We start from the raw sequence: 16,211 nt of genomic DNA, 5'->3' as shown, positions 1-16,211 counted from the left end.
CTGAATAATTAATAAATTAACATTAAAAACGTTCGTTGTACACCCCAATTAGGTGATATTCACGTAAATACTTCAAAAACTTTTTCTAATTTCCAATCACAGTTCATACCTTAATTTCCCCTATTGTGATAAGAGAACTTTCCTACTATATAAATTTATAGAATGATAAAGTCATAATCATCCTTATCTCTATCCCCCCTAGAAAGCATAAAGAGGTAAGGGATTTCCTCCCTTACCTCTGCCCAGGCGAACGGCTCTTCCGAACGATATGCTCCCTCACGGTAATCCGTGTTTCGCCAGTTACACATCGCCTTTTCATTTGTTTCATCTTACCAAAATCCCTTCTCCCCATCAACCTTTTCCATTTATTTTTTTCTTAAGAGTTCGAAAAAACAGAGAATATGCGTGTTTTTAGTAGATTTTTGTTCTATATAAAGGAAATACAAAGAAATTTTTCTAAAAATGCCATAATTTATCCCTTTTTAGAATTCTATTATCTATTAATATGTTAGAATTTATCTAACAAAAAGGTATTTAGTAATACCCTGTAAGCTTTAAGGAGGTAAAAATGAAGAAGAAAGTCCTATTGCCGAGTCTATGTTTTGCTGTTCTATCCACAGCAGCTTTTGATCAAGTCGTTCAAGCTGCAGAAAATAGTACTCCCGTGTCGACGGCAGCTCAGGCAAACATTACTCAGTATGTAAAAATTTCACCTGGTTCAAACCTAAATTTACGAGCTACAGCGTCAACAAGTGCTGCTATTTTAGCTAGTCTAGCAAATGGCACTCAAGTATCCGTTCACTCGAATGAAAATGGGTGGGCAAAGATTTCTGCCAATGGCAAAACGGGGTTTGTTAGTTCTAAATTCCTGTCTACAAAAAATGGGGGCTCTTCTAGTTCACCTGCTCCTGTTAAAGAGGAAGCGAAAACTTCTACCCAATACGTTAATGTACAGGCTGGATCGAAGTTGAATTTACGTGCTTCTGCTTCAGCTAGTTCTTCTATTTTAAGTAGTCTAGCGAGTGGCACTAAAGTGTCCGTCCACTCGATTGAAAATGGATGGGCAAAGATTACTGTAAATGGTAAAACAGGATTCGTTAGCACAAATTTCTTAACTACTAAGAATAGTGGCGGGTCTTCAAATGCTCCGGCTAAGGAAGAAACGAAGACTTCTACTCAATACGTTAATGTTCAAGCTGGCTCAAAGTTGAACTTACGTGCTTCTGCTTCAACTAGTGCTGCTGTTTTAAGTAGTCTTGCAAGTGGCACCAAAGTATCGGTCCACTCGAATGATAATGGATGGGCAAAGATTACTGTGAACGGAAAAACGGGATTTGTTAGTTCTAAGTTCTTATCAACTAAAAATACGGGGGCTTCTAGTTCACCTGCGCCTGTAAAGGAAGAAGTGAAGACTTCTACTCAATACGTTAATGTACAGGCTGGATCGAAGTTGAATTTACGTGCTTCTGCTTCAACTAGTGCTGCTGTTTTAAGTAGTCTTGCAAAAGATACTAAAGTATCGGTCCTTTCGATTGAAAATGGATGGGCAAAGATTACTGTAAACGGAAAAACAGGATTCGTTAGTTCAAATTTCTTAACTACTAAGAATGGCGGCGGCTCTTCTAGTGCTCCTGCTCCGGCTAAGGGAGAAGTGAAGACTTCTACTCAATACGTTAATGTTCAAGCTGGATCGAAGTTAAATTTACGTGCTTCTGCTTCAACTAGTGCTGCTATTTTAAGTAGTCTAGCAAAGGATACTAAAGTATCCGTCCTTTCGGTTGAAAATGGATGGGCAAAGATTACTGTGAATGGGAAAACGGGATTTGTTAGTTCAAACTACTTAACTACTAAGAATGGCGGCGGCTCTTCTAGTGCTCCGGCTAAGGAAGAAGTGAAAACTTCTACTCAATACGTTAATGTACAGGCTGGGTCGATGTTGAACTTACGTGCTTCTGCTTCAACTAGTGCTACTGTTTTAAGTAGTCTTGCAAAAGATACTAAAGTATCGGTCCTTTCAATTGAAAACGGTTGGGCGAAGATTACTGTGAATGGAAAAACAGGATTCGTTAGCACAAATTTCTTAACTACTAAGAATGGCGGCGGCTCTTCAAGTGCTCCTGCTCCGGCTAAGGAAGAAGCGAAGACTTCTACTCAATACGTTAATGTTCAGGCTGGATCAAAGTTGAATTTACGTGCTTCTGCTTCAACTAGTGCTGCTATTTTAAGTAGTCTTGCAAAAGACACTAAAGTATCCGTCCTTTCGGTTGAAAATGGATGGGCAAAGATTACTGCGAATGGGAAAACGGGATTTGTTAGTTCGGAGTTCCTTTCGGCAACGAAAGCTGGTTCTACAGTCACACCTCCTCCTATCAAAGAGGAAGCGGTCATTAAAAAGGTTAACGTGAGTTCTAAATCTAGCTTAAACATGCGGACCAAACCGAATACCAAAGCATCAATTATCGTAAAGCTAGCGAGCGGGGTTCAAGTCACCGTTCTTTCTGAGCAAGATGGCTGGGCGAAGATAAAGGTTTATGGGCAAGAAGGCTATGTGAGTGCTGAGTTTCTATCAAAAATAGAAAAGGATTCTACTAGTAAAGACAAGTCTGAGGAACAAATAAATTCTCCAGAGCCTAGTCCGGTAACAGACGAAAAGGAAGAGACTGTAACAGAACCAGTTGAAACGACACCAGCTCCAAGCGAACAACCTTCTAATGTAAAATATGTAAATGTGCAGGCCGGTTCTAGTCTAAATATGCGATCAAAACCGTCAACTTCAGGTTCAATCATAACGAAGCTTTCTAAAGGTACCCCTGTTACAGTAAAATCTGAAGAAAATGGGTGGGCGCAGGTAACGGCAAATGGGGAAACTGGTTATATAAGTGTCCAATACTTAACAGATAAACAAGAAGGATCTCAGGACCCCTCAAAAAGGACCGTCAAAACCATAAACACGCAATATGATGTTACGTTAGATGAATTTACACAAATGCAATTGAAAACAAACCCGCAGACGGATAAAAAGTATACAGCCTACATAAGGGAAGACGCACTAATCCTTAATGACCCATCCAATCCAACAACCGGGAAAGTACAAGGAACTGGTTGGAAGATTAGAGGTGGAGCTAGTACAAGTGATTGGGTGATTGGAACAGTTAAAAACGGAGAGTTCCTGCAAATCATATCTAGTAAGAAAGGGTCGGACGGGTATATTTGGTACCAAGTCAACTATTCAAAGTCTTGGGTGAACGCTAGTCCAGAGGACGTGAAAAAGCAGCTTGATCCAAAAAATCATATCAACGACCCTGTTGCGTCTTTGCAGTTCTTAAAATTATCGGAGAACACGGATTTAGATCAGTTTGAAGTGAACGAAAAAATTCTCGCAGGCAAAGGTGTGCTTACCGGGCATGCGGCTACTTTCGCTACCGCGAGTAAAAAATACGGTGTGAATGACGTTTATTTAATCTCCCATGCCCTTTTAGAAACAGGAAATGGCACCTCACAGCTTGCGAAAGGTGTTGAGATCTATGGGAAGACCGTTTACAATATGTTTGGAATTGGCGCCTACGACAAATCGGCGGTTTCAAGCGGAGCTCATTTTGCCTATAACGAAGGCTGGTTTACTCCTGAGGCTGCAATCATGGGAGGAGCTAAGTTTATTGCCCAAGGTTATATTCAATCAGGACAAGACACCTTATACAAAATGAGATGGAATCCTGAAAAGACGATTGCCAATGGAGTCGGAAGCCACCAATATGCTACGGACATTGGCTGGGCGACAAAACAAGTCTATCAAATTCATAATTTATATAGCTTACTAGATTCGTATAAAGTCACCTTAGAAATACCAACCTTTAAGTACTAGAAGCAAGCATTAGCATTACCATTAGCATTAAAAGGTGCCTGGCCCCACTAAAGTATAGTCGTCCTATGCTAGGGTTTAGGTACCTTTTTTCAATTAATTCTTGTTCCCCATACAAAGTGCACCTTTATTCCATATAATAGATAGAAGGATATATGGAGAGGAAGAAGGATATGGAACATTCTAGCCAGAACAGCATCATGTATAAAGTGATTGCTGGCTCGTTTAAATCAAAAAAGAATGCTGAGGAGCGCGTTGTTTTTTTACAATCTAAGGGAGTACAATCCTTTGTTCACACCACTATCATTTCGGATTCCATTTGGTATCGGGTACAAGCTGGTGCTTTCTTAAACCAGCAAAACGCCCAAAGTCGTTTGAATGAAGTGCAGAAGAGCGGCATTGGGGATGCGTTTATCATCACTACCCATACAACTGAGGACACTGAGGATTCTATTTTAGGAGAAACCATCTTGACCGCTGAACAAATGAATCAATTTGTGAGAAGCATTCATCCACAGGCAATCCAGTTAGGTGCCAATTATGTTACCTTTGGGAAAGATTATGGAATCAGAGGAGACATCGCTTTTGCACAAGCGATGCATGAAACAGACTTTTTTCGCTTCACAGGTGTAGTTCAACACAACCAAAACAATTTTTCCGGAATTGGAGCGACTGGAGGAGATGTCCGAGGGGCAAGCTTTTCCACCCCCGAAGAAGGCGTCCTCGCACATATTCAGCATCTATTTGCCTATGCATCAACAAAACCTTTGCCAGATAAACATCCCCTAATCGACCCTCGGTTTCAGCTCGTAACAAGAGGATCTGCCCAAACTTGGATTGAACTAAATGGAAAATGGGCCGTCCCTGGTGATGGCTATGGACAATCGATCCTATCCCTTTATGAACGAATGGTGAATGAAACAAAAAACTAGCGCTCAGATTATTCTGAGCTTTTATTTGTTGGTCGACTGAGGAAAGCCTGATCTCTGCTCCCATTAAAATGGAATATAACTAAGGCTACTGGATAAACTTTTCCTAAACTCCCCTCCCCCTCCTCTTCAAACTGGCATTATTTTAAAATTACAGTAAGATAGATATGTAAAACGTTTGGGAGTTAATACCTAATTCAAATTCTCCCAAACCGTTTACAACAGTTTCATAGGATAAGGAGATATATTTATGGACAACCAACAAGCAGGTTTAAAACCCTTTTTTTCACTTATTCTTTCCACTAAACTCCCCAAATTGGCTTTAAGCTTTGGGTTACTTACTAGTGTTATTACCACTCTATTTGGTCTTGCGATTCCTCTTTTGACAAGAGATTTGGTGGATGGATTTTCTGTTTCATCCATCAGTGTTTCACTCATGTTTTTAATCGGGGGCGTTTTTATTCTTCAAGCTGTTATTGATGGAATTTCTACTTACCTGCTAGCAGCGGTTGGCCAAAAAATCGTAGCTCGTTTGCGTGAGATGATGTGGCTAAAGCTTCTCCGATTACCGGTTACTTACTTTGATAAAACCCAAAGTGGCGAATCCGTCAGTCGGGTTGTCAACGATACCGGGATTGTCAGGGATTTGATTTCACAGCATTTCCCAAGATTTATAACTGGAATCATCTCCATTATTGGTGCACTCATTATTTTACTTATCATGGATTGGAAAATGACCCTTCTTATGTTGGTTTCCGTCCCAATTACGATGGCCATTATGATTCCGCTCGGCAGAAAGATGGCGAAAATCTCAAGAGGCTTACAAGATGAAACAGCGATTTTCACAGGAAATATTCAACAAACATTGAGTGAAATCCGATTAATGAAGTCCTCAACTGCTGAGGATTATGAGGAAACAAAAGGAATAAAGGGAATCAACAAATTATTAGATTTCGGATTGAAGGAATCGCGAATTTTCGCTTTGATCGGACCTTTCATGTACCTTGTGGTCATGGTCGTGATCGTAGTGATTATAGGGTACGGTGGGATTCGGGTTGCGAACGGAACGATGTCAACAGGATCACTTGTCGCCTTTTTGCTCTATTTGTTTCAAATCATCTTCCCTATCACTTCGTTTGCGATGTTTTTTACACAGCTTCAAAAAGCAAAAGGAGCAACTGAAAGAATTATTGGAATTCTAGAACTTCCCTTAGAGGAAAATCATGCTGGGATTGAACTAGATATTTCAAATAAACCGATCACTGTTTCTAACGTTTCCTTTGCTTATAGTGACGATGAACCTGTTATTGAAAATGTCTCATTCGACGCACAACCTGGGCAAATGATTGCCTTTGCTGGACCGAGTGGCGGTGGGAAAACAACCATGTTTGGATTGCTTGAGCGGTATTATGAACCTACTGTTGGCGAAATTAGAATTGGCAACACCCCCATTAAGGAATTATCACTCGATTCATGGCGCAGTCAAATCGGTTATGTTTCCCAAGAAAGTGCAATGATGGCGGGAACGATTCGGGAAAATCTATGTTACGGTCTAAAGAATCAGGATAAGATTACGGATGAGCGTTTATGGCAAGTGGCAGAAATGGCTTATGCAGATCAATTTATTAAGGATTTTCCAAAAGGATTAGACACAGAAGTGGGCGAACGTGGGATTAAACTATCTGGTGGGCAAAGACAGCGAATTGCGATTGCGCGTGCCTTTTTACGGGATCCGAAAATTTTGATGATGGATGAAGCAACTGCAAGCCTTGATAGCCAATCTGAAAGCATTGTTCAACAGGCTTTAACAAGGCTGATGGAAGGAAGAACAACTTTCGTGATTGCGCACCGCTTATCGACGATTGTTGATGCAGATAAAATTATTTTTATTGAAAAAGGCAGCGTAACTGGCATTGGTACACATCGTGAACTGATTCAAACACATTCTTTGTACCGACAATTTGCTGAACAACAATTAGCTTAGGTAGGATTTGAGGAAAACCAAGAAACAGCTTAAATCGTGTTAACCCCTGTACAGCGAGAATATAAGTTCACAACATTGCAAAACACTGGCATTCATAGAGGATGCCAGTGTTTTATCTTATAAGGAATTCTCCCACAGCGAATCTTCACCCTTTTGTCCTTAGGCCCGTTTCTGAAGATTGATACACAATTGTCGGAAGGCTTCTGCTTCGTGATCCATTCCCTTGTCTTGATAGATTTTCGCTAACCATTGAAGTGGCTTAGGATCATTCGGCTTCAGCTCCATTTCCCAACAGAAGCACTCGATTGCTTTATCTAGCTGCTTGAATTCCACATACAATTCCCCAAGAGTTTGCATTTGATCTAAGTCATCGTTCAACGTTAGCATCGTGTCAATTTTTTCAAAGAGTTGAAGATGTGAGTACTTTTCCTTAAAAGGTGCGAGCCACTCTTTTAAATAAGATAGTTCATGAGTGTCGAGCAATGTGACAACGGACTTATACAGAAAGTCCTCCACCCTATCAGGGAAAAACTTCACCACGGTATTCATTAACGCTCTAAGCATTTCAGGGTGAATAAACTCATCCTCAAAATCAAGATCATCTAGAATGCTCCCAAAGGTTCGTGATTCCGACTTATTCAAATGGAACTCTTTTTGATTTACTAAATAAAATACTTTTTTCATTTTATGGGCTTTTAGATAAGAGGTAAATAACTCTTGTTGGATTGGAAGATAGGCAGGGACTTGTAATGATAGCTTTTCTAAAATCGCAGTCGTTTCATGTTCATCAAAGGTTTGATGGAGTAGTTTAACAAATGGTTTATAAGTATCATTTGAAGGAGTTTCTTTCAACTTGTCACTATAAAGCGCAATCAAGCTGAGCAATCGGGAATCCTTTTCATAGCAATGAACAAGTTGGTGAAAGGTTTCAGTTTCATTTCTTTGAGCATAGAGAAGTTTCTCAGCAAAAATGGGGTCTTTCTCCACTAGTTGTTCAGAAACTTGGTTATAGAGCTCAGTATATTTATTGAACACTAAGCTGCTCATAAGCTCTTTAACTAAGCTATGATTTGGAGCAAAATCATGTAAGATTCGGACAATCCGATAAGCTAAGAACATCTGTCCGTTTCGGCGGTATTCATAAAAAATGGAACTAATTTCATGAAACAAGTCTTTTTTGGGGTAAAAGGATTCAAAGAAGGTTAGAATAAGTGCCCTTTCATGCTTTGAATAGAGCTTCTCTAGTTTTTTTAGGAAGGATTTGAACGTAGTTCGTTTATAGGGGAAATCTGTGGAAAGGAGTTTATTGATGATTGGGTGTGGAGAATCGAAAACCAACCCCTCTTTAAAAGCGCGCTCAATATAGGAATTTCGGCGAAGTTTTTTAGCTTTACAGGCAGTAAGATAATGAGATTTGTAAAAGAACAGATAATAGACCTCATTCCTAGCTTCATTAAACGCCTCAATCATTTCCCCTTGTAGATAAAAGGTCACTCGTTCTGCTTGAAGTTGAATACACTTTTCTTGATCCATTAGTAAGATTCGATCTTGATTCATCTCATATCCCCCTTCTTGTTTACATATGTAAACTCGTAACTAACTGTTCTACCGCGACAATAATGGCTTCTGGTTTTTAGTGTTCCATAGAAGCAACTTTCTTTTATAATACCATAGTTTGGAATGAAACTCAGTAGCATAAGGCAAAGAAAGGATTAGCGAGAATTTCATCCATCTACAAGTACTCACGGAAAATACATTTCTAATCTGCTATTGAGTGCATAAAAAGTATAGTAGTTTGGAAAATCATGATTTTTTAAGACGTTTGGAAATTCCTTTAAGGAAACTATAAATGCACCCTGTTTTCGTTTAAAGGTGATCTGTTCATGGTCGACCTTGATTGATGTAAAATGAAATCCCTCCCTCCTCCATAAAAAGTCATCTTCTTCATAATAGTTCAAGATCACTTGGCGATTTCGATATTCCTCAAAGCAAATTAGGTATATTCCTATTCTTTCCATACTTGTAGTACGTACCCCCCACAACCGCATTGATCGATAAATTTCATTGTAATCTTGTTTTCAAAGATGGTAGCAAGTGCTTCTATTAAATAATCCTTAGGGTGCCCAAAACCTTCAGGGGTAACTAAATTTACATAATGCCCAAGGGTTGTTTCCTCTACTGCATCAACAGCATCATGAATAACAAGTTCTAGATTGTTTTCATATTCATCATGCTCCAGTGAAATGGACCAATTGATGTTTTTCGCCATGGTATCCCTCCTCTTCTTTATTTTAATGGTGGAAGCGAAGGGGAAAGTTGATTTATATCACTGTTTAAAAGGATATTTACGTGTTTATATAGAATCAGCAACCTCGTTTTCGTTCTCCCTATTTCCAATTACCCTATAGAACTTTTATGAATTTATGTTTACAATGTTACTATCGTATTTTTGATTATTTTTAAGGTGGCAAAAGGATGAGTGACAACGAACCACACTATATAACTCAATCTAAAAGATTCTGTTTAGAAAATGGCATGGATCCAAACAAGGTTCCAAGTCCTAAAACGTTTATGTCTGAGCAGGAGCTTTCGAGAAAACGAGTTGAGTATAACGAAATCTTATCTGTTATCAGCTATTTCTCTAACAAGGTTTTGGATGCATTAGGAGGAACACCCGTATTGATTGTCGTCTCTGATTCAAAAGGATACCTATTGGATATAGTAGGCGATGAGACCATTAAATCAACGGTTGAAGAATTAGGAATTAAAATGGGGAGTCGCTTTACCCAAGAGGATGTAGGGACAAACGTTATTAGTTTAGCATTGCAACAAAGACACCCAATCAGCTTAATCGGGACAAACCATTACCATAGGCATCTCCATGAAATAGCCTGTTATGGCGCTGCCTTTCACTATATAGATGGAGATAATTTATTAGGTACTCTCAATATCATGACGCCGATACCTTTTCAGAATCCAATGTTATTAACGATGTTGTCACAGGTCGTTGAGTCGATTGAAAGAGAGTTGCTGCTTAGAAGACAAAATCGAAAGTTGAATCTATTAAATCAAATCATGATTACCAGAACAAGAAATGGCATTATCCTTATAAATGAAAAAGGATTAATTACTGAGTTTAATCAATTTGCTGAAGAAATGTTCGATCTCACGAGAAGTTCTGTGATAGGCAAGAGCATATATGAGTTCCCTTTGACGGGGAATTATTTTAACCAAGTCATCGAACACGGGAAAACATTTGAAAATGAGGAAATTAAATTTACAAACAATGGTGGTAAACTCATCATCAGTTTACTAGATGTACAGCCCGTTTATGAAGATGGAAAAATGATTGGTGTTTTTTGCCAATTTAGAGATATCACGGAAAGATATAGAATGGAAGAAAAAATAAAGGAAGCTGAGAAAAAAGCGCTAGCCGGTCGGATCGCAGCGGGAATCGCCCATGAAATACGAAATCCATTAACAACCGTTAGAGGCTATCTACAATATCTCAATGAGCAAGTAGATGAAAATACCTCAGAATTATTTTCTAGTTTATTAATTCCGGAAATAGATCGTGCCAATAAGATCATTTCTGATTTTTTAAGATTATCTAAACCTACATATAAACAGGATGAAACGATCACAGTTGAACACTTGCTTATTGGGTACATAGGGAAGTTTCTCCAAAGTGAGGCGTTGCTACACAATGTTGAAATGAACATTGAATTGGATTCTACAACCAGCTCTCTTCCCATCCTTTGTAACCGTGAAGAGCTTCTACAGGTGTATATTAATTTATTTCAAAATTCATTGCATGCAAAAGGGCAATCTTCTCTAAGAATCGATATCTGTACAAAACTTGTAGACAACAAAGTACAGTTTATTTTTCGCGATAACGGGAAAGGAATCCCCCCTTCCATCCAACCCAATATTTTTGAACCATTCTTTACTACAAAGGATGCCGGAACGGGATTGGGGTTATCGGTATCCCGTAACATTGTTGAAAACCACGATGGAACCATGCATATGAAAAGCAATGAAAAAGGCACAATCTTTATCATCGAATTGCCTTATGCAAAAGAATTACCATAAAACTATGACTTGAAGGAACCCTTTACATCGAGAAAATAGACAATTGAAAGGACCGACATCCATCTTTGAACATTGGATTTCAGTCCTTTTTTTAACATGATGGCACTCTGACCTCCGTGTAATTGGTACGTGAGGTCTTTTTTATACCTGACGCAAGATGGATGCTTGACGAGCCTTATGCTCTTCCATATGCCTTTCAACCATTTGATTATGCAGCTCTTCTTCTATTGAAAGTTCGCGTTTTTTTATGTTAATCGTAAATAAGATAAGGTTTAAAGTCATGTTTCTAACCTCCTTTTATCTTTTTGAATTCATCCACCAATGTAATGTTGCCATTATTTGGTGTTGATTCTATAGAGATAACGGTTGAGGAAGGCAAAACGTTGCGGGGGAAAGTCACATTTTTTAACCCTTTATTGAGGTAGACTGGAACAAATTAGAGGAATCTTCCGCTTTTACTAGAAACATAGAGGTAGAAATAAAAAATGGAATGAGCTTAAAAGCTATTGAAAGGATGAAATGTGTGGAACTGACTCATACAAGATTATTAGTGAACAATTATCAAGAATGCTATAAATTTTATAGCGAGGTATTACAATTCCCTTGTACATGGGGCGATGTATCTTCTAACTATGCGCAATTTACCGTTGGAACTACACAACTCGCCATTTTTGAAAAGCTACAAATGCTAGAGGATATGGGTGAAAGCTTGCCTAGCTTAGAAGAAAACACGTTTCAGTCCATGTTAATTTTCAGAGTAGCCGATGTAGATCGAACATATGAAGAACTTCAATCGAAAGTAGGCTTTATTAATGAGCCACACGATAGAAAAGACTGGGGAATTCGAGTCGCACACTTTAAAGATCCTGAGGGAAATGTAATCGAAATTAATCATAATCTTTGAAATAATAAACTAAACCAAGCATAGTGAATGGATCACTATGCTTGCCTTTTCTCCCACTTCGTTGATTTATATAGGATTCCTTCGTAATTGTTCGGCAACTTTTATATGTCCTTGTTCCTCCGCTAATTCTAACGCGGTCCTCCCATCTTTCCCTTTCGCACTGACTGAAGCCCCAGATTCAATTAATAGCTGGATAAGATCGGGATTATTTTCATGGTATGCAGCTGTATGGAGACAGGTGTGTCCATTGCTATCAACTATAGTCGTTTTTGCCTTGTGTTCTAAAAGCGTTTGAATCACAGCTAGGCTCCTCTCCCCTGCTATCGCCGCATGCAATGCTGTATTCGAAGGGATATAGCTTACTTTTGAGTGAGAAACCGCATTAACATCGGCTCCAAAAGCTAACAGCAGCTCGACTGCCTCTTTTTGACCAAAGTGTGCCGCATAACCTAGCGGAGTTAACCCCTCTTCATTTTCTGTGTTTGCTAGACTCGGAATTATCTGAAGAAACTCCTTTAATGTGCGGATATCATTCTTTTCTGCAGCATGGAAAAGCTCTTTCACGATTTTGCCTTCATTCATTCAAACCATCTCCTCTTATTACACGCTTCTATTAGATTCTATAAAGGGCCATTCTTCTCCTTTCCCTTTCCCTTTGAGAAGATTACGGATGCTATAGAAAAAACTGTTGGATTTTCATACCTTAAATTTGACCCTTATCATCGCTAGAATATTTCTCCTCTTCCAGGCAAAACTATCTTTTGAAGAAAAAACCAGAAATAAGGTGTTTAAGATTGAATGAAAAAGCGATTCGGGCAATTCATATCTATATACTTATGATTATGTCTACAGGATTTATGGTTCATGTCCTGATTATCCCAATCCTTTTAACCACCTCTAGTAGAGATTCTTGGTTAAGTGTTATTTGTAGTACCGTACCCTTTCTCATTTGGATTCTCTTTGTCTTTTATCTCTATAAAAAAATAAATAAACAAAGTGACTTCCTTTCATTACTTAAAGAAAAATTTACTCATAATTGGTTTTATATATTGCTTACAATGATTCTTGGGTCCTATTTTTTACTAGAAGCCTTCATCACTTTAAAATTCACTTTTTTTTGGGCAAAAGGAAACTATACCCTTGATACTCCTGATATTGTCATCATCACACTTTTCGCATTCGTTTGCTACTACTCGTCGTCGAAAGGATTACTTACGATTAGTACCATAGCCCTTCTAACCTTGCCGATTGTTTCAATCTTTGGTTTTTTAGTTGGGATAGGAAATTCTCCAAGTAAAAACTATGAATTGCTATTCCCTATTTTTGAAAATGGATACAGCCAATTTTTGCACGGAATTATATATTCATGTTCTGGTTTATTTGATATCTTTTTTCTATTGTTTTTAACTCCCTTTATTAAAAATAAACTTAAGGTTAAGTGGCTAGTCTTAACCGGAATCATGCTTGTGTTGTTAATACTAGGACCACTTACAGGAGCTCTATCTGAATTTGGCCCACATGAGGCAGCAAAATTAATCAATCCTGCCTATGAGGAGTGGAGATTGTTAAAGATAGGTGAACACATTACCCGTCTAGATTTTCTCTCTATTTTCCAGTGGCTTTCAGGGGCATTTGTTCGAATCAGCTTATCAATGTTTATAGTTGAAAGGTTATTTAATCATACTAAGAAAAAACATTGGTTACTTCCTACCCTTTATTTCATCCTAATCATTGGCGCATATCTTCCATGGAGTGCAAGATCTTTTTATTTATTTTTACAAACGTACTATTTTCCCATTAGCCTTGGATTTCAAATTGGGATTAGCCTATTGTTTTTACTATTGATTCGCTTGGTGGGGGTTCAACATGAAGAAAGCAGAAATGAACAAAGTTGAAGGCATCATAAACCAATTAAATACTTGGTTTGAAGATTCCTCAGATATCGTGGTAACAAAGAAAACATATCCAGATTTCACATTGGAATTTATGTATTGCTCACAATTAATCGATATGAGTCGCTTGAATGAAGTGACTCCTACTATTTATCAGGTGTGGGAAAAGCATCAATACTTAACCTATGATTTAATAAGCAATGTTCTCGAAACCAGTAAACTCAAGGATTTACAAAAGGCAAAACAAGAAATTGAAGAAAAGATATTTTCAGGTGAGTTGCTCGTCTTTAGTCATGATTTTAATGACTTGTTTTTTATCCCACTATCAAAGATCCCAAAGAGAAGTCCTGAAGAATCCAATCTAGAATCCTCCATCAGAGGACCAAGGGATGGGCTAGTTGAAAATATTTCTGATAACATGGCATTAATCCGTCAAAGGTTAAAAACATCTTCTTTAAAAAGTATTGAATACTCTATTGGAGAAAGAAGTAGAACAAAAATCGTCCTCCAATATATTGACGATATTATTAACCCATCCGTTCTAGATGAAGTCAAAAAAAGGTTAGAATCGATTAAGGTGGATATGATCGTGAGTAGTTATGAAATTGAGGAACGACTGTATGACAAAACGTTTTCACTCTTTCCCTTAATGGATCATTCAGGACGACCTGATTTTGCTGTTAAATCGTTAAACCAAGGTCGATTTGTCATTTTAGTAGACGGGAATCCATCCTGTCTAATAGGTCCCACAAATTTCAATCAAACCTTATATTCACCCGAAGACATGCATGATAGTTTTTTTTACATTAGTCTTGTTCGAATATTGCGGATGATTGCACTTCTAACAACTATTTTCTTCCCGGGATTGTATATTTCTTTAATATCTTTTCAAATTGACCAGCTACCCTATTCATTGGTCGCAACTATATCAGCATCTCGATTAGGTCTACCATTTTCTGCTCCAATAGAGACATTATTGATGCTGACCTTATTTGAATTATTTAAAGAAGCTGGCATTCGTCTTCCAAAACCTGTTGGCCAAACAGTTGCGGTTCTAGGTGGTTTATTTATCGGGGATGCGGCTATTCGGGCAGGCTTAACATCTCCTTCATGTTTAGTGGTGATCTCCATTACGGTAATTTCTGGTTACATCCTAATCAATCAGTCCATGTCAAATAATATTGTTATAATGCGTATTTTTGTGTTATTTATCTCGTCTTTATTAGGGTTATATGGCTTTTTTATCGCCTTTTTCATTATTATTACAGCACTCGTTTCTTTACAAAGTTTTGGTTATCCTTATTTCTCAAATCTAGCTCGCCCAAATCGAGAAGATACCATTAAAGCTCTTTTCAGGATACCTCTAAAATTTATGAAGAAACGAAACCAAGCCTATCAACCTGTTGATGGTGATTCACAAAGGGAGTAAGAGTATGAAAAAAACAATTCTAGTACTCACACTATGGAGTGTACTGTTTCAACTTGTTGGTTGCGACGCAAAAGAAATCCAAAGTCAAACCTATATTACTGGATTAGGGATTGATTACGCAGACGATGAATTTATCGTCTATACCCAGGCACAAAATTTTGCTAATATCGCCAAACAAGAAGGGACTACTTCCCTTCAACAATCTGCCCCAATGTTAATTGGCGAAGCAAAGGGTAAGAGCATACACTCGGCTCTAGACCTATTAGAACAAAACTCAGCATTGCCATTTTATTATGGACATGTAAATACCATCCTTTTAAGCGAGAATGTCATCAAGGAAAAAATGAATTCTGTCATTGATTTTATCGGCCAAAACCCTTTCTTGCGTTACAATATCTGGCTTATGGGGACTCAAGAGAATATCAAAGATATCTTTTTGGGCGAAAGTTTTTTTAACTTTCCATCCACTTATACAATTCTACACAGTCCAAACTTACTTACAAAAAACACCATTATCATTCCAATAGAAGAGTATAATAAATTTGTCTCCGCCTTTTTTCAGCCAATTGGTTCGTTTATCATTCCATCCATTGCTCTAAACGATACGAATTTTTTCAAGGGCGATGAGCAGAAAAATATCTCAACTTTAACGGGTGGATTTGCTATATCTCAACAGCAATTTAAAGGATGGGTGGATAAAGAGGACTTAGTAGGAGTGAAATGGGCATCAAAAAATGTAACAAACATTCCCTATTCGCTATTTCAAGAAAAAGTGAGTTTGCTTATACAAAAACCCAAATTTAGAATTGAAGTTATTAGTGGCCCCAAACCCAGTTATAACTTAATCTTGAAAATGGACGCTCAAATTGACCAGAATCAGGAAAATATTAGTTATGACCGCATTGAAAAAGAATTAGAAAAGGAAATAAAAGAGGAACTGATGAAAACCATAGAGAAAAGTGAAGAGTTAAAAACCGATTTATTAAATATTAGTGAAACAACTTACCGCTATCACTTAAAAGAATGGAATCTAAAGAACATTCCTTCAATAAGCAAAGATTCTATCAATAAAATAGAAGTTAACCTTAACATTATTAATACTTTACATTATAAAAGATAGAT

The 16,211-nt window shown here is 37.9% G+C and carries 12 protein-coding genes and 1 riboswitch; of the genes, 8 read left to right on the top strand and 4 right to left on the bottom strand.

The genetic code is table 11. The features are described 5' to 3' along the window. Positions 1–233 precede the first annotated feature (233 nt). Positions 234–314, bottom strand: a riboswitch (ZMP/ZTP riboswitch). A gap of 254 nt (positions 315–568) precedes the next feature. From H0185_RS17580 to H0185_RS17570, 3 genes are all read left to right on the top strand, one after another. Next, positions 569–3,862, top strand: coding sequence for an SH3 domain-containing protein (locus tag H0185_RS17580; RefSeq protein ID WP_221874794.1), 3,294 nt, complete (start codon positions 569–571; stop codon positions 3,860–3,862). 152 nt (positions 3,863–4,014) lie between these two features. Beyond that, positions 4,015–4,791, top strand: a complete 777-nt coding sequence (locus H0185_RS17575) for an SPOR domain-containing protein (RefSeq protein WP_221874793.1) — start codon at positions 4,015–4,017, stop codon at positions 4,789–4,791. Positions 4,792–5,038: 247 nt separating this feature from the next. Further along, positions 5,039–6,772: an ABC transporter ATP-binding protein gene (locus H0185_RS17570; protein ID WP_221874792.1), complete on the top strand. Its 1,734-nt coding sequence runs from the start codon at positions 5,039–5,041 to the stop codon at positions 6,770–6,772. A 159-nt stretch (positions 6,773–6,931) separates the two neighbouring features. On the opposite strand, the gene H0185_RS17565 is transcribed toward H0185_RS17570, so the two are convergent. Further along, positions 6,932–8,329: a hypothetical protein gene (locus H0185_RS17565; protein ID WP_221874791.1), complete on the bottom strand. Its 1,398-nt coding sequence runs from the start codon at positions 8,327–8,329 to the stop codon at positions 6,932–6,934. Between the two features lie 448 nt (positions 8,330–8,777). Beyond that, a complete protein-coding gene (locus tag H0185_RS17560) occupies positions 8,778–9,041 on the bottom strand; it encodes a CGCGG family putative rSAM-modified RiPP protein (RefSeq protein WP_221874790.1) in 264 nt (87 codons plus the stop codon). Positions 9,042–9,247: 206 nt separating this feature from the next. Between H0185_RS17560 and H0185_RS17555 the strand changes: the two genes are divergently transcribed. Continuing rightward, positions 9,248–10,864 (top strand): ATP-binding protein, encoded by a 1,617-nt coding sequence (locus H0185_RS17555; RefSeq protein ID WP_221874789.1) that lies wholly within the window; start codon positions 9,248–9,250, stop codon positions 10,862–10,864. 141 nt (positions 10,865–11,005) lie between these two features. Here the strand turns inward: H0185_RS17555 and H0185_RS17550 are convergent, their stop codons facing one another. Beyond that, the gene (locus H0185_RS17550; RefSeq protein ID WP_221874788.1) at positions 11,006–11,146 is read right to left on the bottom strand and encodes a YrzI family small protein; all 141 of its coding nucleotides are present in this window, start codon (positions 11,144–11,146) and stop codon (positions 11,006–11,008) included. A gap of 241 nt (positions 11,147–11,387) precedes the next feature. Here H0185_RS17550 and H0185_RS17545 point away from each other — a divergent pair, with 241 nt between their 5' ends. After that, complete coding sequence (locus tag H0185_RS17545; protein WP_221874787.1) at positions 11,388–11,768, top strand: VOC family protein; 381 nt, start codon at positions 11,388–11,390, stop codon at positions 11,766–11,768. Between the two features lie 66 nt (positions 11,769–11,834). On the opposite strand, the gene H0185_RS17540 is transcribed toward H0185_RS17545, so the two are convergent. Continuing rightward, positions 11,835–12,350, bottom strand: coding sequence for an ankyrin repeat domain-containing protein (locus H0185_RS17540; protein WP_221874786.1), 516 nt, complete (start codon positions 12,348–12,350; stop codon positions 11,835–11,837). A gap of 212 nt (positions 12,351–12,562) precedes the next feature. Between H0185_RS17540 and H0185_RS17535 the strand changes: the two genes are divergently transcribed. The 3 genes from H0185_RS17535 to H0185_RS17525 are packed head-to-tail and all read left to right on the top strand — an operon-like array spanning position 12,563 to position 16,209. Further along, positions 12,563–13,663, top strand: coding sequence for an endospore germination permease (locus tag H0185_RS17535; protein ID WP_221874785.1), 1,101 nt, complete (start codon positions 12,563–12,565; stop codon positions 13,661–13,663). Continuing rightward, a complete protein-coding gene (locus H0185_RS17530; RefSeq protein ID WP_221874784.1) occupies positions 13,635–15,089 on the top strand; it encodes a spore germination protein in 1,455 nt (484 codons plus the stop codon). Before H0185_RS17535 ends, H0185_RS17530 begins: the two co-directional genes overlap by 29 nt. A 4-nt stretch (positions 15,090–15,093) precedes the next feature. Further along, positions 15,094–16,209, top strand: a complete 1,116-nt coding sequence (locus H0185_RS17525; RefSeq protein ID WP_221874783.1) for a Ger(x)C family spore germination protein — start codon at positions 15,094–15,096, stop codon at positions 16,207–16,209. The last annotated feature ends 2 nt before the right edge of the window (positions 16,210–16,211 follow it).

The sequence above is a fragment of the Mesobacillus maritimus genome (assembly GCF_019749255.1).
GTDB lineage: Bacteria > Bacillota > Bacilli > Bacillales > Cytobacillaceae > Mesobacillus_B > Mesobacillus_B maritimus_A.
Note: the sequence above shows the minus strand (reverse complement) of the source record. Positions and strands in the feature narration are given on the sequence as shown.